Here is a 19,510-nt window from a genome sequence, read left to right as displayed (position 1 = left end):
GTCCCCAGCCGCCGCGCCAGGGCCCGTAGCCGTAGCCGCCGCCCGCCCACGCCCTGCCCCCGGGGTACATCACCGGGCTGATGCGCGCGGGCGCCTCCGAATCATTCGAGGACGTGGCCTGCCGCAGCGACAGGGGCGGCAGCGCGCTGTAGCGGAAGCGCGACTCCTGGCCTATCAGCGCGAAGTCCTTGTACTGGAGGCGGAGCGGGCGTTGCCCCCGGTTCTCCAGACGGACGTAGACAGGGGTGACCCGGCGCTCCAGGTCGGACGGAGAGCCCTTCCAGGCCGAGCCGTCCGCCGTGAGCCGCACGCCCTCCTGTTCCTTGATGGCGCTGCTCTTGCCGCCCTGGAGGACTCCCGCTTCCGGCACGGGCCGCAGCTTCGTCTCCGCCGCGCAGCCCGCCATCAGCATCAACCCCAGGGCCCCCACTCCCAGTGCTTCACGCATCGTATGCCTCCTCGTACTTCAAGGTAGGGCGTGCGGCGTTCAGGGGATGACATGCCTCGTGCTCCCACCCGGAGGGGGGGCCGGCGGCCGGAGCCTCTCAGGGCTGGGGAGTCACCGGTTCGGCGGCGGTGGCGGGCCAGGCGGGCGCGTTGACGAAGTCCCAGTCCTGATGGCGCGCCCAGGTCTCGAAGTTCTGCCAGCTCACGCGCAGGTGGCTGTTGCGCAGCGTGAGGATGTCCGCGTGGTAGCCCACCCGGTCCAGCCACTCGAACATGGCCGCCAGGTCCTCGCTCTGCTGCTGGAGTTGATCCAGGGGAATCTGCTCGAAGTTGATGCGGTGGCCGCTCACCATGGAGAGCAGCGCGGCGGCCTGCTGGCCCGTCACCTCGTCGGAGGCGACCTCGATGCGCTCGCCGATGAAGCGCTCCGGGTCTCCCAGCACGTGCAGCGCGAAGCCGGCCAGGTCCTCCACCGCGACCATCTGCAGGCCGCGCGTCGCGGGCAGCCCCAGGGCCAGCTTCCCCGCCGCCAGCATGTCGCGCGTGGGCCGCTGGAGGAGGTTCTCCATGAAGAAGGTGGGGCCCAGGATGGTGAAGGGCATGTCCCGCCGCCGCAGGTACAGCTCCACGGCGTGCTTGCTGTCGAAGTGCGGGATGCCGGTGAGCTCCGACGCGCCCGCCACGGACGAGTACACGAAGTGCCGCACGTTGGCGCGCTTCGCCGCGTCCGTCAGGTTCTTGCCGTGCTGGACCTCCGCGTCCACGCCGCCCGCGCCGAAGGGCGTGGCCATGGCGTAGACGGCGTCCACGCCGTGCATGGCGCTCTCCAGGGAGACGGGGTCATCGAAGTCGCCCTGGGCCAGGGTGACGCCGGGCCTGCGCAGCGCGCGGGCGGCCGGAGCGTCCGCGTCCCGCACCAGCGCCACCACGTGGTGACCCCGGTCGGCGAGCTTGCGGAGGACGGCACCGCCCTGCTGGCCGGTGGCGCCAGTGACGAGCACGGTGATGGAGAAATCCACGGGCATGGCTTCAGACCTCCGGACGCGACGTGTCACGGAAAGCTGGAGACGCTCCCTTCCGTTGGCGAGGCCTGGAATCCGCAGTGTCCTCCCCCGAGCACAGGCTCCCGAGGCAGGCAGGCGACCCGAAGGGAGGGACAGGCGGCATGGCATCCTCCCGGCCCCATGAGCAAGCGTGACACGCCCCCGTCCTCCGAGCTGGTCTCCGCCGCACAGTCGCTCGACGCAGAGCTGCTGCGCTTCGAGGCGCTGTCGGAGCAGCTGAAGGAGGCGCCCCTGACATCGGAGAAGCACCTGGAGCGCGCGTCGAAGACGCTCAAGGACCTGGCGGACCTGGACGACGCGCTTCGGATGCGCGTGGGCGCGCTGGTGCAGGCCATCACCGGCGTGCGCAACCGGCAGCAGGCGCAGGCGGACGCGGTCAACGTGTGCGCGCAGGAGCTGCAGCAGCGCACGGAGGTGTTCAAGGAGCTGCTCACGCGCTACGGGGCGCTGGGACAGAGCGCGGCGGACCTCAACGGGCGCATGCAGGAGTTCGCGGCGCTGCGCCAGCAGGCCACGCGCACGGCGGAGGAGGACGCGCGGCTCACGGAGGTCTTCACCGCGCTCCAGGCGCGCATGGCGGAGGTGGCGGACGACGCGGCCACGCTGACGAGCGCGGCGGAGGAGGCGAAGTTCACCGACATCGGCCGGCAGGCGGAGTCCCTGCGTCAGCAGCTGCTCTCCGCGCGCAACAAGCTGGGCCTGTTGCACCAGAGCCTGTCGAAGTGAGGGTGTTTCAGCTGAGGTAGGTGGGCTCGAAGTCGTCCGGGCTGTCGATGGGGCGGCGTCCGGAGAAGCCGGCCTTCAAGTCATGCCAGTGCGCCACGGCGTCCTCGCCGTAGCGCCAGCAGAGATACACGGGCTCCTCGCCGCGCCGCGCGTGGAAGTCCACCAGGCCGTCCGCGCCTTTTATCTCCAGGCCCATCTCCTGGAGCGGGCCCAGCTCACCGCGGATGCGCTCCAGCAGTTCGTCGCGCTCCTCGCGGAAGGAGCGCACCTCGACGGTGTCGGGCGGGGCCTCCGGGCCGTCCAGCACCTCCGCCAGCTTCTGCACGCGCTCCACCCAGGGGCGCACGCGCCCGAAGGTCTTCGTCAGCAACGGCACCAGCCGGCTGGCCTCTTCCACGCTGAAAAAGCGCATCGAGGGGACAGCATGCAGTGTGAGCCCTCCGCAGGCCACTCCCTTCGGGGTGGGGGTGGAGGGGCATGTCACGGCGGCCGTGACATGTCTGAAACATGGCAGCGGGTGGGACGGGCGGTCACCCGCGCCGGAGCGATGACAGGTTTTCCAGGAGCCAGCGCCAGGCGGCTTCGCGCAAGGGGAAGGCGGCCTCGCGCGCGAGGAAGTCAGGGGTGTGCTCCGCGGCGCAGCGGCCGGCGTCGTCGTGGGCGTCGGGGCTCGCGTCGCTGGCGGCGAGGTCCGCGTGCAGCAGGGCGTGGAAGACGATGAAGTCCACGACGAAGGCGGGCACGGAGGGGCGGTCCAGCGCGGGGTGGACTCGCACCTCGCGCAGGCGAGCGTCGTAGCCGCCCAGGTGGATGGTGCGGCGGGTGCGGCGGGCCGGGCGGCGGGCCCAGCCCACCTCCACGGCGTGCACGCGCCCGTCGAAGTACGCCGCGTCCAGCCGGGCGTGGACGGCCTTGAGGTCGAAGCAGCGGCCGCGCGTGCGCAGTGGGGCGCCGGGCCTGCGCTCCCGGCGCACCTGGCCGTGGTGGGCGTGGCTGAAGGCCTCCAGCACCTCGCCGGCGGCGGTGTCGCCGGACACGTAGAGGGCCAGGGCGCGCACCACGGTGTCGGGTGCGTCCAGGAAGAGGTGGTGCAGGCGCAGGCGCATGCCTTCGGGGAGGCGGCGGTAGCTCACCAGGGTGGCGCGGTTGTCCGTGAGGCGCAGGTGCACGGGTTGGCCCAGCAGGGCGGACACGCGCCGGGCCAGGTCCGCGGCCCGGGGCAGTGCGTCCTCGCGCGAGGGCACCCGCGAGCGCTCCGGCTCACGCCCGGGCGCCGGGGCGTCGAACATCGCCAGTTGTCCGGGCGGCGGACGCATTGGGGGAAAGGTAAGCCCAGCCCCGGCCCGATGGCCAGGAGGATGCGTGCGGGCGTGTCCGGCGTCCTACGCGGGCCGTGAGCTGAGCGGCCTTGAGCGCCGCGCGTGTCCAGTGGCTGCGAGGTCAGGCCTCCACCGGCGTCGGAGGCCTCACGGGGCCGTCACGCCTTCGGAAGCGCGGGGTACCGGTCCGCGAGCGAGGCGATGACGGCGAGCAGCTCCCCGGGCTCCACCGGCTTGGGCACGTGGCTCTGGAAGCCGGCGCGCAGCACGCGGGTGCGGTCCTCCGAGCGGGCATAGGCGGTGATGGCCACCGCCGGGGTGTGGCCTCCCTTCTCGGCGGACAGCGCGCGCACGCGCTCGATGAAGCCGTAGCCGTCCGTGACCGGCATGCCGATGTCGGAGACGAGCACGTCCGGATGCTCCGCCTGGAGCACCTGGAGTCCCTCCAGCGCGGAGCCCGCGGTCACCACGTGGGCGCCGCTGTCCTCCAGGAGCGTGCGCAACAGCTCGCGCGCGTCCTCCTCGTCATCCACCACGAGCACGCGCACGCCGCCCAGCTCCGGCGGGGGCGAGGGCATCCGCTCCGCCACGGGAGGTTTCGGCGACGGCGGCATGGTGGGGTCGCGCCACTGCGTGACGGACAGGGGCAGCCGCACGGTGAAGGTGGCGCCCCGGCCCTCGCCGTCGCTGGCGGCGGAGACGGTGCCGCCGTGCATCTCCACGATGTGCCGAACGATGGCCAGCCCCAGTCCCAGCCCACCCGTCTTGCGCGTGCTGCCGCCGTCGGCCTGGCGGAAGCGCTCGAAGACGTGGGGGAGGAAGGCCTCGGAGATGCCCTGGCCGGTGTCCTCCACGGAGAGCTCCACGATGGAGTCGCGCCGCGACACCACCAGCCGCACGTGGCCGCCCTTGGGCGTGAACTTCACCGCGTTGGACAGCAGGTTCCACGCCACCTGCTGGAGCCGGTGCGGATCGCCCATGACGCTGCTGGTGGTGTCCACCGTGGCCCGCACGTCGATGTGGCGCGCGTCCGCCGCGGGCCGCACGGACTCGAGCGCCTGCTGCACCACCGCGGACAGGTCCACGGGCGACACGTCCAGCTTGAGCTTGCCGGACACGATGCGGCTGACGTCGAGCAGGTCCTCGATGAGCTCCCCCTGCGCGCGCGCGTTGCGCTCGATGGTCTCCAGCGCGCGCTCCTGGCGGGGCGCGGGCAGGTTGCCGGTGCGCAGCAGCTGCACCCAGCCGAGGATGGCCGTGAGGGGCGTGCGCAGCTCATGGCTGATGGTGGCGAGGAACTCGTCCTTGAGCTGGTTGGCTTCTTCCGCCTCGTGGCGCGCGGCGCTCTCGCGGGCGAGCAGGGCCTCGCGTTCCACCTCCGACTGCTTGCGGTCGGAGATGTCGATGACGCTGCCGATGTAGCCCAGGAAGTGTCCGTCCGCGTCGAAGCGGGGCGAGCCGGTGTCCACGGCCCACCGGTAGTGCCCGTCCGTGCCGCGCAGGCGGTAGTCCAGGCGGAAGGGCCGGCGGGCGGTGTTGGATTCCGTGAAGGTCCGCTGGGTCTGCTCCAGGTCGTCGGGGTGGATGGCGTCGAGCCAGCCGAAGCCCAGGCCCGTGGCCTCGGTCTGGCCGGTGAAGGCGTACCAGCCCCGGTTCATGTACGTCGTGGCGCCCTGCACGTCCGTCACCCAGAGCATGACGGGGGCGTGGTCCGCCATGTTGCGGAAGCGGGCCTCGCTGTCGCGCACGGCCTCCAGCAGTTGTTCGCGTTCCTGGGCCACGGTCTTTTGTTCGGTGATGTCGCGCGCGGCGGCGTAGATGAGGCCCAGCTCCAGCACGGGGCGCGAGGCCCACGCGAGCCACCGGTAGCGGCCGTCGCGGGTGCGGAAGCGGTTCTGGAAGCGCAGGGTGGGGATGCCGTGGGACAGCTTGCGCATCTCCTCGCGGGTGGACGCCTGGTCGTCGGGGTGGACCAGCTCCATGAAGGGGCGCTGGTAGAGCTCCGCTTCGCTCCACCCGAGCACGCTGACGAAGTACGTGTTCACGCGCTTGAAGTACCCGTCCAGGCCCGCGACGCAGAACATGTCCGGGGACAGCTGGAAGAAGCGCTCGCGATCCTCGACCTCGGCGTGGTGGCGCTCGGCGCTGTCGAACGCGAACGGGATGACGGCCTGGGTCAGCGCGTTGTCGATGCTGGCGCCGAGCACGCGCAGTTGATGCAGCGGCACGTCCACGTCGGAGCGCTCGGCACGCGACAGGATGCAGTCGCGCAGGAGGGCGTATTCGCGCGTGACGAGGGACACGTCCGCGCCCAGGCGCAGGCGCTGCCGGCCGTGTGCTCCGGCGGCCTCGCTGTGGTGGAGCGGGGGGAGGCCGTCCGCGCCCTCCTCCGTGTCCACGAGCGCGGCGTGGAGCTCATCGAGCAGGGCGGGTAGGGCGTCGACGAGCTGCTCTCGTGACAGGCGCAGGGTGGTGAAGAGGGGCGACACCCGGGCGCACCAGTCCTCCAGGAGCGCCTCGCGGTCGGTGTTCAGCAACTCGGCCAGGGACGCAGGGGACCGGCCCCTCGTGGGCATTGGCTCTTCGGATGAAGGGCCGTGCTCCTGTGGACCCGACGAAGACATGAATGTTCTTGAGGTGCGGCGGCCGGGCTCGCATGGGCAGGGGCGGGATGCCCTGCGCTGCCCTCCTTGCCTGTGCAGCGGTCAGACGGGTTCAGCGCACGGTGACGATGCGGCCCTGACCATCCACGCAATAGACCGCCGTCTCGTAGGTGTCGCGGCGTGACAGACACTCCGCGATGCGCGGATCGCGTGCGTTGGTCTGGACCTTCCGGCCCGGCGGAAGGAAGTCGTTCAGTGCCAGGCTCAGGGCCTCCAGCATGGGTCCTGAAAGATGGGTGGCATTGTCGAAGGACTCCGGGAAGTGAACCCGGGCCGCTTCCTCTTCAGTCGCACGCGGAGCCACGGGGAGCTTGTGGTAACCGAGCAGGCCGCATCCACTCAGGCCAAGACCCAGGAGCCCGAGTCCGAGCGCGCGCAATCCACGCAGCGTCATGGCAGCCAGAGCGTGGGGATCCGCATCAAAGCCCCAGGTACATGAGCAGCGCGCCCAGGTCCGCGTCGGACAGGGCCTCCGTGCTGTAGAGCGGCATGTTGCCCCCCACGCCGAAGAACGGACCGTGCCGCACCTTCTCGATGACGACCTGCGCGTGCGGGATGCCCGGGAAGAGCCGGTCGTAATCGCGAGTCACCTCCGGCAGCACCGACGCCAGATCCGTCAGCCGGCCCTCGCCCGTGTGCGTCGCGCCGTGGCAGTTCTGGCATGCCGCCCGGTACACCGCTTCGCCTCGCGTGGCGTCGCCCCGGGGCACGTCCTGGATGTCCTTCACCACCGTGAACGGCAGCGCGGGCGCCTGCGCGTCCGGGCTGATCCGAGCCAGGTACTCATACAGCGCGCGGGACCGCGGTTCCTCCGCCCCCAGCTTCGTCACCCCGCGCATGAAGTTCACGTAACAGAAGTTCACCGCGTCCAGCAGTTGCGTCTCGTTGCCGCCCCACCAGCTCGGCCGCGCCGCCACGTTGTACAGCGTGTGCCCTGAGTCGATGCGCCCCGCCGGCACCTCCGCCGTCGTCACGTGGCACGTCGCGCACGAGAACGTGTTGTACTCGCTCGACGACAGCCGCGCGTCCTGGAACAGCGCCTCCCCGTAGTCCGCCGCGGCCTGGTGCCCCTCTTCGCCACCACACCCGGCCAGCACCCCTACGAGCATCGCCGCCACACCCGCGCGCAGGTCCCTCACGGCTGCCCCCGCAACAGGCTCACGGAGTCCGGGAAGATGCCCATCCTCACCGTGGACAGCACCGTGCCCTCCGCCAGGTCCACGACGTGCAACGTGCCCGGGCCGATGTGGTCCCCTTCGCAGACCGCCAGCCCGTGGCGCTCGTCCGGCGTCAGCATGAACTGATGCACGTTGAGACATCCCGCTTGCGACAACTGCACCGTGCGCTGCACCGTGGACGTCGCCGCGTCGATGACCGCCACCGCGTCCTCCTGCTGATAGGGCATGTACAGCGTGCGCCCGTCCTGCGTGAACGCGCCGAACATGGGAGCGCCGCGCAGGTACACCGTGCGCTCCGGGTTCATCGTGTGCGTCCCGGGCTCCAGCACCTGCACCTGCTTGCTCGCGAGCGAGCTGACCCACACATCCCCCGTCGTGGGCGACACCGTGAGCGCGTACGGCTGATGGCGCGGATTCACCGCCGTGCCCGAGCCCGCCGCCACCTTCACGCGCGTCACCGGCATGCCCGCCGCCGCCAGGTCCACCACCGCGACCTCGTCCGACCAGCACGCCACGTACGCCGTGCGCTCATCCGCGGACAGGCGCACCGCGTGCGGCGCGGGGCACACCTTCACCCGCTCCTTCACCGTCATCGTCTCCGCGTCGAGGATGACCAGGCGCGAGACCATGTCCTCCTCCGGCCCGCCCTTCCGCGCCACGTCCGCGATGCGCAACAGGTCGAAGTGCGTCTGGTACAGCGTGCGCCCGTCCGCGCTGACGATGACGTCCCCTGGGTTGCGGTCCACGCGCGTGGAGGCCACCAACCGGTTGTCCTTCGCGCTCAGCTTCAGGCAGTAGCCGTCCGCCGTCCCCGTCCCATGCGCGCCATGCGGACCCGAGCCGCCTCCGGGCACGTAGTTGGAGATGCCCACGTAGTAATAGTCGCCAGCAGGTGACACCGCCGTGTGGTGCGGTCCCTCCAGCTCCACCGGGTTGAGCCCCACTGGCACGCGCGCCAGCTCGCCCCAGCCCGGCGTCCCCAGCCCGTCCATGTCCAGCAGGCTCACGGAGTCATCCAGGCTGTTCGTCACCAGCAGCCGCCCGGAAGCCCCCGGAGGCGGCACCGTCGAGCCGCCCCGTGTCCACGGGTCTGGATCCGCGTACGTCAGCTCGGGCACGTCCTTGCCTGGCTCCGGCGGTTCGGCCTCCGTGCACGCGCCCAGCGCCAGGATGCAAAGCCAGGCGGCGCGCCTCACCTGGCCATCCCCATGGTGAAGGGCACGGGGGACCCCATCGTGTAGGGCCCCTCCGTGATGCGGTTCTGCACCAGGTACGCGCTCACCACCTGCACCGTCAGCGCCTTGCCCGCCGCGTCCTTCACCGTCCGCCAGGAGCCGTCATCCAGTTGCCACTGCAACTCAGACGTCAGCACCTGGGCGATGGGGCACTCGCGCCCGGCGACGTGGACCTTCACCCAGTAGAGGTCGCCCGTGTACGGCGGCAGGTGGGCCTCGGCGGTGGGCAGCACCAGGTTCCCCAGCCACGCGAGCACCGAGCGCTTCGACTCGCGAGGACGGCCCTCCAGCAGGGGCGACGTGCGGCCCGGGCGTTCCAGCGACGCGCGCAGCGGAGACGTCCACTGCCACAGCGGCGCGGACTGGTCCGTCCAGTACTCCTGCTGGGACTCGGGCGACGTGAGAGTCACCGCGCGCGAGCTGTCCTGGGGCTGGTTCCTCGCATCCACCAGCGTGCGCCACGCCTCGTCCGTGGCGCCGCCCGCGTAGAGCGGTTCCTCGCACTCGGTGGCCTGAGGCTCGGTGTCGTCGCCATTGCACGCGCTCAGGGCGAGCAGCGCGACAGCGGCGGTACTCCAGGGCAGGGACGTCTTCAGCTTCATGGTCATGGGGCCTCGCGCCGCCGGCCGCGGCGCAACAAGGGAAGCAGGAACAGCGGAAGCAACATGCCCGCGGGCGCGGCGGCACAACCGGAGGACGGCTTCGGCTTCGGGTCGGCGGGCGTACCCGCGTCCTCCACCGGCTGCACGCCCGCATCCAGCACGCCCGCGTCCGGCACGCCATCCGGGTAGAGCGGCGCGCCAATCGTCTCCGCGAGCTGGGGCCAGCGCGACGGACACAGCTCGCGCACGGGCGTTCCCGCCGGGCACTGATGGCTGCCTTGAATCTGCTCCAGGCTGAAGAGGGGCTCCCACGTGGTGCCGTCGTCGCTGCTGCGCGCCAGCGACCAGTCATGGAGCCACGGCGAACCGCAGCCGTAGATGACGTCTCCCACGCGCGTCACGCACGCGTTGCCGGTGGGCAGCACCAGCTTGGAGAAGGCCCCGCCCTCCTGGCTGCGAAAGAAGGAGTTGTACGTGGACACCCACGCGGTGCCGCCGTCGGCGGAGACGTCCATGTTGATGAACACGTCGTCGATGCCCGCGCCCGTGCGCGCGGTGAAGGTGCGCCCGCCGTCCGTGCTGTGCAGGATGTGCGTGTAGCCCTGCGCGGACACGCGCGCCCAGACGCGGTGCGGCTCCACCGGGTCCGTCGCCGTCACCACGAAGTCGAACGGGCGCACCAGGTCCGGGAAGGTCTGCGGCGATTCCTCCCACGTCTCGCCCGCGTCGTCGCTGCGGAACAGATACATGCGCGTCGTGTCCGACGCGGACACGTAGAGCGTGCGTGGGTCCGCGGTGGACACGCGCACGGCGGAGAAGAGGACCCCCGCGCGCTGGAGCCCCAACGGCCGCCACGTCTCCCCGCCGTCCTCCGAGCGGAACACCCCGTTCGTCGCAGACGTGGAGCGGCCCGTGGCCACGTACAGCACCGCGTCATCCGTGGGGTGCGCCGCCAGCCCCGTCACCCAGGTGTCCTTGAACGCCGGGTGCGACGTCCAAGAGCACGCGCCGTCCTTCGAGGACAGCAGCGCGTTGCCGGTGGCCGCCAGGATTTGCCCCGTCTCGCGCCAGACGAAGGACTCCGGGCGCCAGCCGCCGTACCCCATGGCATCCGGACACACCCAGCGCCACGTCCGCCCACTGTCGCGCGAGATGACCGCGCCGAACGTGGCCCCCACGAAGAAGTCCTCGGAGTGGCCCCTCCGCAGCGTGACGTTGGCCGTCTCTGGCAGGCCCGCGTGCGCCCACGCCGCGCCCGAGCCCAGGAGGCCGGCCACCGCCGCCCCCCGCCAACCCCCCGTGATTCGTCGCGTTCGCATCCGGCGCTCCGGGGCAGGCCTCATGGTCGCCCACGATAACGCCCGGCCCGCGCCTGCATAGCGGTGCATGCGGCGCGGAGTCCGCTCCTCCCCGAAGCGCCCGGCAGGCGAGCGGCCGCGCGGTCACCGCTCCCCGGTGGGCATGTCCAGGACGGTGGGCAGGTCCAGCACGGTGAGCGTGGCGACGCCCATGTTCGCCGTGAGGCCCGACGGCTGGACGCAGGCCGCCAGCGTGGTGAGGGTGGGCACGGCGGTGACCAGGCGCACACCGTGGCCCGCGTGACGCCCGGCGCCGATGGTCCCCTCGGACGTGAAGACCTGCATTGCGCCATCCGCACGAACCTCCACGCGGTCCAACTGCACGGAGGACTTCTCCCCGTTGGACCATGTCACCGTAGCGATAGAGGCCCCTCCCGCGTTGCCGATGCACGTCGCGCGCTTCAAATGCAGGGTCTCCAACCCCACGGCCGTCATCACCACGCCGTCGTTGATGGGGCAGCCGCTGAACTGGAGCGACTCGCGCTGGACCGTGTCCCGGGGCGTGGTGAGCAGCAGGCCGGGACGGTAGGCCTGCTGGAGCGCCCCCGCGCAGACCACCACCGGCGCCTCCCCCAGCGTCCGCGCCGCGTCCGTCATCGACGCCGGCAGCTCCGCCTGCGCCAGCGCCTCCTCGCCCCACACCGCGTCATCCGCCGGAGCCGCGTCCCCTTCCGCGCCCGCGGCCCGCACCGGCGCCTCCGCCTGCACCGGGGCTTCGGCCCGCACCGGCGCCTCCGCCCGCACCGGGGCCTCGGTCCGCACCGGGGCTTCGGTCCGCACCGGGGCTTCGGTCCGCACCGGGGCTTCGGCCTGCACCGGCGCCTCGGCCTGCACTGGCTTTTCGGCCCGCGCCGGGGCCTCGGGCTCGTTGGCGCGGGCGGCTCCGGACGCGAGCATCAGCAGGCAGCCACCTCGCGCGAGGAGGTTCAGCGCGCGGCGCGGGTGGGACGACTCCAGGACCTTGAGAGAACGGAAGGAAGCGGGGCGCGACGTCATGGGGGAAGACACCTTGGGTAGGAGTCCCTGGTGCAGGGACGCCTGAAGGTGGGGAATCCCTCTCACGTACGACAGCCACCCCGAAGCGCAGGGTTTGAGCGAACTCCAACCTCTCAGGTTTTGCTCATTCGATTCACGCGGTGGACAGTGTGTCCAAAGCCTGCCCCTCTTCACCGCGCTGGCTGGCTTTCCCTGTTTCAGAATGCTACGGAATCAGGGTCCCGGACCCAGGCGTGGACCCCCTTTGTCCGCCAGGGTGTCCGGGAGGAACGACAAGGCCGTGACTCCAAACGATTCGAACGGGGACGACGTGGCCGTGGGCCCTGGCTCCAGCGTCACGCGAGGGGTGTGGGCGCGGGTGATGAAGGGCGCGGTGGAGGACGCGGTGCGCGCGTATGAGGCGATGGGGGCGGGGCAGCGCGAGCGGGTCCTGGAAGAGGCGCTGGTGGTTCCCGCCGATACGCGCACCCGGCTGGTGGAAGTGCTGCGGCAGGCGCGAGACTTCGCGGGCGCGGCGCGGCTGTTGGAAGCGGATGGAGACGACCGGGGCGCGGCGCCGCTGTACGAACAGGCGGGAGCGCCGCTGCTGGCCGCGGAGGCGTGGCTGAGGGTGGGGGAGCAGGCCCGCGCGGCGGCGGCCTTCGAGCGGGCCGGTTCGCTGGAGCAGGCGCTGTCGCTGTACCAGGCGCTGGGCGCGCGCGAGTCGCTGGCGCACCTGCTGGGTCGCATGCACCGGCCCATGGAGGCGGCGCAGGTGTTCCGGGTGTTGGGCAACTCGCACGCGGAGCTGGAGATGCTGCGAGCGGTGCCCGTGGATGACGGGCAGCGGCCGGAGGCGGTGCTGCGCATGTGTGAGCTGCTGGACGCGGAGGGCGCGACGTGGCGCGCGCTGGTGCTCCTGGCGGACGGCATCAAGCACGCGTCGGGGGCGGGGCTGCTGCTGCTCCAGGCGGAGCAGGCGCGGCTGCTCCAGCAGTTGGGGCTCGCGTCGGCGCCGGAGGGCTCGGTCGCGGCGGAGAAGGCTCAGCCGGTGGTGGATGGCTATGGCTATCTGAAAGCCATTCCCATCTTCGATGGTCTGTCTTTGGAAGACATGCGCGACCTCTACCGCCTGGCCCGGCCCGTGCTGGTGCCGGCGGGGACGACGGTGCTGGAGAAGGGCGCGAAGGGGATGGGGCTGGTGGTGCTGCTGGAGGGCATGGTGAGCGTGTCCACCGGCCCGGGCCGGGACGCGCGTCAGCTCAACATGCTGGGGCCGGGTGCGTTCCTGGGGGAAATCTCCCTCATCCTGGATGGCCCGGTGTCCGCGCACGTGCGCGCGCACACGGTGGTGCGCGCCCTGCGCGTCACGCGGACGGACTTCCAATACTTCCTGGAGACGCACGAGGCCGCGGCCCTGCGCATCTACCGCCTCTTCACCCAGAGCCTGGCGGAGCGGGTGCGGGATTTGAGCAGCTGAAGGTCAGGGGCCGCGCCGTGGAGGCGTTCCACGGCGCGGCGGACCTTCACCGTTGCGCGGGGTCGGCTCGCAAGACCTCCACGTGGCCGTCCGAGGGGCGCTTCAGCACGCACTCGACCTGGGGCTGCTCCTGGATACGCCGCTGGCTGAAGGCCCGGGCCTCCTCCAGCGAGGCGAACTCCAGAACAGGCGGAGGGCCGCCACCCACGAAGCGTCGGCCATGGGTATCCAGGACGATGCCCGTGTTCACCTCGGCCAGGGTGACCTGGACCGGTCCGGTGCCTGGGAGGGGCGGCGTCACGGCGTGCCGCCCGTTTTCGTGGCCGTGGCCATGTCCATCGCCTGGGTGCTCGCGCCCTTGACGACGCCCTTCAGCAACACCTCGCTCTCGCTCACGATGACTCCCGGTTTGTGGATCAAGGCCACCTGCTTGAGGTTGGGGCTCGCCACCGTGCAGGCCTTGGGCGCCTCAATGGTCATTACCACGCCAGAGCCGTTGGGCCTGAGGGCGTAGTTGATGGCGACATCCGGGTCGGTCGTCCACGAGGTGTAATCTGACGACAGGGTCGACTTGGTGTTGTGCTCCAGCGGAGTGGCCGCCCGCTTCCAGAACTGCCACCAGGAGCGAGCGGGGATGGAGTTGCCCTTGAGCGCCTGCTGGTAGGCCACGTGGCTCTGGTTGAGCCCCCGGTAGAGCGTCACCGTCTCCTCCGCCGCGGCGCTCGTGCTGGCGGGTGGCGCGGCGGGAGCATTGGGGGTGCCGCGGGGCAACGCCATGTTCGCGCCCGAGCGCGCCATGCCGGCGATGGCCAGCGCCCTCAGGCCGTCCTGCACGTAACCCTTTACGCCTCCTTCGGCTGCTCCCTCTCCGAGCCGGGCCAGGTCCACCATTCCCGCGCCCGACTCGACGGACAGGGTCAGCAGCGCGAGCTGCAGGTTGTCATTGAAGGAGTTCTGGGTAGAGATCTGGCTGAGCAACCAGTCCCGGTAGGGCTGCCGGCCGTTCTTCTCCCACCACTCCGCGGCGTCTGCGGCGGCTTGGCCATCCGGATCCCAGTAGACGACGGGGTTCTGGCGGACGAACTGGTACGGATGCAGGTCCCAGGGCGCGGACAGGAATGACGGATCCGGCGCCTTGACCGGTGGATCCGGGGTCAACCACCGTGCGGTCTCGGGCGCCATCCAGCGGATGCCGTGGTCGCTCCATCCGGTGTGCGGATCCGTCAGCCGATTGAGCGCGTTGAGCGGCTCCACCCGGAAATCGACGTCGCCGACCTCGCTGCCGCCGCCTACGAACTCCCGGTACGCGGCCAGCGGCGCGCCGAAGGGCTCATGGGCGCGCTCCTCCAAGACACTGCCGTCCTCGCGGGTGAGGAGCGCGGCCCCCACGGATACCCCGGACTGGAAGTACACCGTGCTGGCCTTCACCCACTGCGCCGCGCGCTGCGCGCCGGTCGGCGTCCCTCCCAGTTGCGGATTGCAGGCCAGGCCCACCAGCAGCACGGCCATGCCCGCCGCCAGGGCGCGCACGCCCCGGGTCCGCGTCGCCTGGCGTGCCAACATGACGGAGAACATCAACGTACCCATCACGCCAACCAGCACTGTTGCCAGTGCCCGGGCAGCGGTGCCCGACAGGGAGCGGAGCGTGGAAGCCCCCTGCTCCGGGGACGACAGCGGACCCGGCAGGGGCGCCGGGCGGTAGCTCACGCGGGCCACGGTCCGTTCCCCCAGCTTCAGGTAGCGGTCCCGGGTCCCATCGGGATGCTGGGTGAGCCGGGGTGAGAACCAGTACTGCGGACCCTCGCCAGGGCCTTGGGTCCGCACGCGCATCCCGTCGTGACCATAGGCGTGCAGGACCGTCGGGGAGTTCTCTCCCGGTAGGGCCACGCGCACCAGCTGATCCAACCCGTTGTACGCCATCTGCACGGCGCCCTGTTGGATGACACGCCCGGCCCCGTCGTAGTCCAGCAGCACGTCGCCGGTGGCGGACGCGACGCGAGAGAGCTGGCGCGGGCCCTGGCCCCGCTCGCCGTGGTGGTAGGTGCCGGCGAGCAGGGCGCCGGGCTGCTGGGGACCGGAGGCCTGACGCAGCACCATGTTCTGTAGGCCGTCATAGCCATAGCTGAACGTGGAGGAGTGCTGCCCCGCGCCAAGCGTCCCGTCCGGCAGTGTGATGGCTCCCAGCAGGGCGCTGGTGAGTCGGGCCGCGCCGTCGTAATGGAATACCGCCGAGTGCGGCAGCCCCACGCCGTCGGTGTCGTGCAGGGTGGTGGGCGCGCGGTAGTCGTTGCGCGTCACCTCGACGTCATAGAGCACCGTGCCGGTGGAGCGCAGGACCCGCACCCGCGACGGCATGCCCAGGGCATCGCGGGTGTAGTCCTGACGAATGCCATTGCCGTACCGCTCCTCCAGGACGCGGCCCGCGGCGTCCAGCTCCAGGGCCTCCCAGTACGTCCCCAACTGGATGGGGCGTCCGGCGGCGTCGTAGGTGGTCTCGACATCCAGGCCATCCATGGAGGAGCGCAGCGGCAGGCCAGAGGGGCTGAAGGTCACGGCCTCCGTGGCCTCCTGCCCGTCGACGACGCGCTTGTGGACCGTCGCGCGGCCCGCGGCGTCGTAGACGTAGCGCACCGTGCCCAGCGCCTCCTCCACCCAGGCCAGCCGACCCCGGACGTTGCCCGTGGTCGTGCCGTCCTCGTTCTGGTCGTAGTGGTAGACGACGGAGGCCGCGTCCTCGCCCTCCCTGCGGACAAGCCGGCCTGCGTCGTCATAGAAGAACAGCTGCGTCTGGTTCACACCGTTGGTGTGCGAGTCCAGCCGGTTGCGGTCGTCGTAGCGCAGCGTGCGTGGCCCGATGTCCGGGTCCTGTGCGGACACCAGCCGCCCCAGGGTATCGTAGGTGAAGGAATGGGTGACGGTGCCGCCCTGAAGGCCCAGGGCGCGTACGCGCCCGGCCGCGTCGTGCACTGCATCCACGCGCTCCAGGACGCCGTCCACCTGCCGTTCGGTGTGGACGATGTGGCCCAGGCCGTCCATGCGAAGCAGGACAGGCTCCAGCCCCTCGATGGACTGACGGATCTGGAATGCGCTGTGGCTGAAGGTCTTGAGGCCCCCTGTGGGCAGCAACTGCTGCACCAGCCGACCCTGGGCATCATGGGTCAGCGTCTGACCCGCGACTCCCAAGGGGCGCGCGGACGGCAGTGCTCCGTCCGAGTGGAAGGCATCCGCCACGAAGATCAGCTGTCCCCGCGCATCGCGCTCCCTCCAATCCGATACCGCCCAGCGAGCGGAGGACAGCCGCGTGGCGGAGTAGAGCGGCTCACCGGCGCCGTTGGCCACCGCCACCGATTCGCGCCAGTGGCCTCCGGCCGCCCAGTCTCCCATCCAACTGCCAGCGAGTGTGTCGGGGCTCCCGTCGTAGACGTAGGAGAAGGTCCGGGGGAGGGGCGCGGTCCAATCGTAGCGATAGCGCAGGTGCGGCTCGGCGCCGTTCAGGGACACCGTCAGCAACCGGCCCAGGCTGTCGAAGGAGACCTCGGTCACCCCGCCGGAGGTGTCCGTCAGGCGGCGGGCGATGCCCGTGACGTCGTCCCACTCCATCGTCCACGACAGGCTGAGCCCCGTGGACGGTGACACGCTCTCCGAGGTGGGGTGCAGGTGGTTCGCGTCATAGCCCAGCGTCTTCCAGGTCCCCTGGCTGTAGCGGCGTGTCGGGTTGTCCCATGCGTCGTACTCGGTTGCGTCCTGCAGCACCCAGCGCGGCTGGAGGCCGCCCAGGAAGCCCTGGGTCTCCCGTAGCAGTCGCCCCGCGCGGCACTGCGTTGGGTCCGTCCAGGAGAAGAGCTGCTGAGCGTCTCCGTAGAACGTGCGCGCATGGGAGACGAGCGTCCCGTTCGCCTCCAGGAGTTTCTCCTCGCACACCACGTCCTGCACCATCAGCGCGTCGTCGCTGGCATAGCTGCGCTGCACGGTGCGCTCGTCGCCGGTGAGGTCCAGCCGGCCGAAGGACTTCTCCTCGATGGGGCGCACGCGCGCGTCGTAGGCGTACGTCGTCAGCGTCTCCAGCGGCGTGGTCAGTCCTTCATGGTGCTTCGTGCGCGCCTCCATCAGCGCGGGCCTGCGCAGCAGCGGCACGTCCGGCAGGCCCTGCACTGGGCGCGATTCGTAGACGGACGTGGCCACGGAGTAGAGCGTGTGCAGCCCGTCCTCGCGGCGGACCTCCAACGCCAGGCCCCGCAGCGAGCGGTCCATGCCCGTGCCCTCGTGGTAGCGCGTCTCTTCGTACAGGGTGTCCGCCGGGCCGCTGCCCACCTTGCGCACGCCGCCCACGAGGAAGCCGCCGAAGCGGCGCTCCGTGGCGTCCCAGAAGCCGTCGCGCACGGTGTACTCCACCACGCGCGCGGGCCCGCCGACGCCGGGGTTCACGGTCATGCGCACCGGCACCGGGATGGAGGTGGGAAAGCGCCGCGTCCACGCCAGGGGCGTGCCGTCCGCCTCCGCCGCCAGCGCCGCGCTGGCCTGGTACTGGAGGGCCACCGTCTTGCCCAACCCGTTGTCGATGCCCAACAGCATGCCCGCGGTCGTCGGGCCCGCCAGGTCGAGCGCCCACATGCCGTCCGGGCCGCTCCACACCACGTCCTCGCTGCCGTTGCCGTTGAGGTCCGCGAGCGCCACCACCGTGGAGGCGCCGTCCACGCCCGGGGGCACCAGCTGCGTGGGCGCGGTCTCCGTTCCTCCGCCCGCCTTGCCCCGGTACCAGCTCACGTACCCGTTGCGCACGTACACCAGGTCCATCAGGCCGTCGCGGTTGAGGTCCGCCAGCTTCACGTTGGCCTGCGTGGTGCCCTCTCCCCAGGGGTAGTTCTGGAGCGGCCCCGCGACGAAGGTGCCGTCGCCCTTGCCCAGGTACACCTTGAACCAGTTGGTGCTGAGCTGGACGACGTCCGCCAGCCCGTCGCCGTTCACGTCGTGGAAGCGCGTGTTCGCGCCAGGGAGCAGCGACACGCCGTCCACGGGAGGCTTCTGCACGGAGGCGGCGAGGCCCGTGGCGCGGTTCCAGCGGACGGACATCGACTCGCTGCCCGTGCGCACCACGTCCACGCGGCCGTCGCCGTTGAGGTCCGCGAAGAAGGTGGTGTCGTTGTAGAGCGGCAGCCCGTCCGTGCCGGTCCACTTCGTGGCGGTGGTGCCCAGGGACTCGCCCTGCAGGCGGTTGACCTGCCACGCCTCGGAGAAGTTGCGCACCAGCTCCGGCCGGGCGTCACCGTCCACGTCGAGGAAGCGCGAGCTGGAGAGCTGCGCGCCCGAGGCCCCGCTCAGCACCCGCGCGGCGGCGAAGCCGGTGCCCGTGCCCTTGCGCCACTGGTGGCCGGAACTCGTCAGGCGCACCAGGTCCGTCAGGCCGTCGCCGTCCACGTCCATCAGGGCGGTGCCCGTGTTGGACAGGAGCCAGCCGCCCGCGGGCTCCACCCGCGCCGTGGCCGCTGCTTGCGGCGTCGCGTAGGTGAGCGTCAGCGTGGGCAGCGCCCCCAGGCTCCCGCGGCCCAGCTGTGTCACTGTCTTGAGCCGGCTGAGCGCCAGGGTGTCCTCGTAGCCCAGCACGTACGCGCGCAGCAGCTCCCCGAAGGAGTGCACCCGCACCTCCGTCAGCCGCTGTGCCGTCTCCACCTTGAAACCCGTGCGGTAGCTCACCGTGGGGTCGGGCCGCGCCCCGTAGACGAACTCCGCGCGGAAGGCCGCGTTGGGCCCCCAGCGCACGTCCGACAGGTACTGCTGGCCGTTGTGCTGCGTGTAGCTGAAGGCGGTGGTCTGCCCATTGGGGTGCAGCACCTCCTCCACGTGCCAGGCCGCCACCCGCGCGCCGTCCGCCTGCCGGCCCGCGGCGCTGACGCCCATGCGGTAGCGCACACCGCCGTTCTCGGTGATGACGTAGCCCGTGCCGTCGCGCTCCACCTTCACGGAGTGGCCCTGGCCCTCCACGCGCCAGGTGCCGTCCGGCAGCGCCACAAGTCGTCCGCCGCCCACGCCCACGAGCTCCAGCTCATCCGCGCTCGTGTAGGCCGGCACGCCCAGCCGCACCGAGCGGCGCAACACCACCTGCGGCATCGTCCAGCCCACGCCCAGCGGACCGTTGCCCAGGTCACCGGAGTAGGTGAGCGACAGCTTCGGGCCGAAGCCCGCGATGCCCGCCGGCAGGTCCAGCGGCACTCCGTAGCCCACCTGGCCGCTGAAGACATTCACGCTGGCGGAGTCCGCCAGGCCTCGCACGCTGCCCGGTCCATCCGGCAGCCTCACGGTCTGCGCATTCACGGAGCCCGGCGCGGGCTCCCCCGCGGCTTGCGCCTGCGTGCCCAGGAGCGCGCAGACCACCGCCATCCATCTGGTTCGGAGAAACACCTGACCCTCGAATTCGTGGCAAGAAAGAGTGAAGTGACAATCGAGCGCGCGCACCTCGACCCGGAGC

Annotated in this window: 14 protein-coding genes and 1 pseudogene; 2 read left to right on the top strand and 13 right to left on the bottom strand. The window is 71.3% G+C overall.

All coding sequences use genetic code 11. From position 1 onward, the window contains the following. Nucleotides 1-448: pseudogene (locus D7X99_RS15495) on the bottom strand (hypothetical protein); the annotation flags it as partial. Nucleotides 449-545: 97 nt separating this feature from the next. Continuing rightward, nucleotides 546-1,472: an NmrA/HSCARG family protein gene (locus tag D7X99_RS15490; protein ID WP_121778490.1), complete on the bottom strand. Its 927-nt coding sequence runs from the start codon at nt 1,470-1,472 to the stop codon at nt 546-548. A gap of 159 nt (nt 1,473-1,631) precedes the next feature. On the opposite strand from D7X99_RS15490, the gene D7X99_RS15485 reads away from it, so the two are divergent. Further along, nucleotides 1,632-2,237, top strand: a complete 606-nt coding sequence (locus D7X99_RS15485; protein ID WP_121778489.1) for a hypothetical protein — start codon at nt 1,632-1,634, stop codon at nt 2,235-2,237. 7 nt (nt 2,238-2,244) lie between these two features. Here D7X99_RS15485 and D7X99_RS15480 read toward each other — a convergent pair whose 3' ends face one another. From D7X99_RS15480 to D7X99_RS15445, 9 genes are all read right to left on the bottom strand, one after another. After that, on the bottom strand, nt 2,245-2,649 hold the full coding sequence (locus D7X99_RS15480) for a DUF2203 domain-containing protein (protein WP_121778488.1): 405 nt from the start codon (nt 2,647-2,649) through the stop codon (nt 2,245-2,247). 118 nt (nt 2,650-2,767) lie between these two features. Next, entirely contained in the window at nt 2,768-3,526 is a 759-nt protein-coding gene (locus tag D7X99_RS15475; protein WP_121778487.1) for a hypothetical protein, read from the bottom strand. Nucleotides 3,527-3,714: 188 nt separating this feature from the next. Further along, complete coding sequence (locus tag D7X99_RS15470; protein WP_158627017.1) at nt 3,715-6,132, bottom strand: PAS domain S-box protein; 2,418 nt, start codon at nt 6,130-6,132, stop codon at nt 3,715-3,717. 139 nt (nt 6,133-6,271) lie between these two features. Next, the gene (locus D7X99_RS42815; RefSeq protein WP_158627016.1) at nt 6,272-6,523 is read right to left on the bottom strand and encodes a hypothetical protein; all 252 of its coding nucleotides are present in this window, start codon (nt 6,521-6,523) and stop codon (nt 6,272-6,274) included. A 115-nt stretch (nt 6,524-6,638) separates the two neighbouring features. Continuing rightward, entirely contained in the window at nt 6,639-7,328 is a 690-nt protein-coding gene (locus D7X99_RS15465) for a c-type cytochrome (protein WP_121778496.1), read from the bottom strand. A 26-nt stretch (nt 7,329-7,354) separates the two neighbouring features. Next, the gene (locus tag D7X99_RS15460; RefSeq protein ID WP_233613413.1) at nt 7,355-8,569 is read right to left on the bottom strand and encodes a YncE family protein; all 1,215 of its coding nucleotides are present in this window, start codon (nt 8,567-8,569) and stop codon (nt 7,355-7,357) included. A gap of 20 nt (nt 8,570-8,589) precedes the next feature. Then, complete coding sequence (locus D7X99_RS15455) at nt 8,590-9,240, bottom strand: hypothetical protein (protein ID WP_233613411.1); 651 nt, start codon at nt 9,238-9,240, stop codon at nt 8,590-8,592. Beyond that, the gene (locus D7X99_RS15450; RefSeq protein WP_121778483.1) at nt 9,237-10,553 is read right to left on the bottom strand and encodes a hypothetical protein; all 1,317 of its coding nucleotides are present in this window, start codon (nt 10,551-10,553) and stop codon (nt 9,237-9,239) included. Before D7X99_RS15450 ends, D7X99_RS15455 begins: the two co-directional genes overlap by 4 nt. 123 nt (nt 10,554-10,676) lie before the next feature. Further along, nucleotides 10,677-11,588: a hypothetical protein gene (locus D7X99_RS15445; RefSeq protein WP_121778482.1), complete on the bottom strand. Its 912-nt coding sequence runs from the start codon at nt 11,586-11,588 to the stop codon at nt 10,677-10,679. 244 nt (nt 11,589-11,832) lie between these two features. Between D7X99_RS15445 and D7X99_RS15440 the strand changes: the two genes are divergently transcribed. Further along, entirely contained in the window at nt 11,833-13,047 is a 1,215-nt protein-coding gene (locus tag D7X99_RS15440) for a cyclic nucleotide-binding domain-containing protein (protein WP_121778481.1), read from the top strand. Nucleotides 13,048-13,093: 46 nt separating this feature from the next. Here D7X99_RS15440 and D7X99_RS15435 read toward each other — a convergent pair whose 3' ends face one another. Beyond that, nucleotides 13,094-13,348, bottom strand: a complete 255-nt coding sequence (locus tag D7X99_RS15435; protein WP_121778480.1) for a hypothetical protein — start codon at nt 13,346-13,348, stop codon at nt 13,094-13,096. Continuing rightward, nucleotides 13,345-19,422, bottom strand: coding sequence for an FG-GAP-like repeat-containing protein (locus D7X99_RS44490; protein WP_158627015.1), 6,078 nt, complete (start codon nt 19,420-19,422; stop codon nt 13,345-13,347). Before D7X99_RS44490 ends, D7X99_RS15435 begins: the two co-directional genes overlap by 4 nt. Between the last annotated feature and the right edge of the window lie 88 nt (nt 19,423-19,510).

The organism is Corallococcus sp. AB032C (assembly GCF_003668935.1).
Classification (GTDB): Bacteria; Myxococcota; Myxococcia; order Myxococcales; family Myxococcaceae; genus Corallococcus; species Corallococcus exiguus.
The sequence above is the reverse complement of the archived record's forward strand: the minus strand, read 5'-3'. Positions and strand labels throughout refer to the sequence as shown.

Coding starts and splice junctions, on each gene's coding strand:
- D7X99_RS15490 (WP_121778490.1), bottom strand. CDS start 1,472: ATGCCCGTGGATTTCTCCATCACCGTGCTCGTCACTGGCGCCACCGGC.
- D7X99_RS15485 (WP_121778489.1), top strand. CDS start 1,632: ATGAGCAAGCGTGACACGCCCCCGTCCTCCGAGCTGGTCTCCGCCGCA.
- D7X99_RS15480 (WP_121778488.1), bottom strand. CDS start 2,649: ATGCGCTTTTTCAGCGTGGAAGAGGCCAGCCGGCTGGTGCCGTTGCTG.
- D7X99_RS15475 (WP_121778487.1), bottom strand. CDS start 3,526: ATGTTCGACGCCCCGGCGCCCGGGCGTGAGCCGGAGCGCTCGCGGGTG.
- D7X99_RS15470 (WP_158627017.1), bottom strand. CDS start 6,132: ATGCCCACGAGGGGCCGGTCCCCTGCGTCCCTGGCCGAGTTGCTGAAC.
- D7X99_RS15465 (WP_121778496.1), bottom strand. CDS start 7,328: ATGCTCGTAGGGGTGCTGGCCGGGTGTGGTGGCGAAGAGGGGCACCAG.
- D7X99_RS15455 (WP_233613411.1), bottom strand. CDS start 9,240: ATGACCATGAAGCTGAAGACGTCCCTGCCCTGGAGTACCGCCGCTGTC.
- D7X99_RS15450 (WP_121778483.1), bottom strand. CDS start 10,553: ATGCGAACGCGACGAATCACGGGGGGTTGGCGGGGGGCGGCGGTGGCC.
- D7X99_RS15445 (WP_121778482.1), bottom strand. CDS start 11,588: ATGACGTCGCGCCCCGCTTCCTTCCGTTCTCTCAAGGTCCTGGAGTCG.
- D7X99_RS44490 (WP_158627015.1), bottom strand. CDS start 19,422: ATGGCGGTGGTCTGCGCGCTCCTGGGCACGCAGGCGCAAGCCGCGGGG.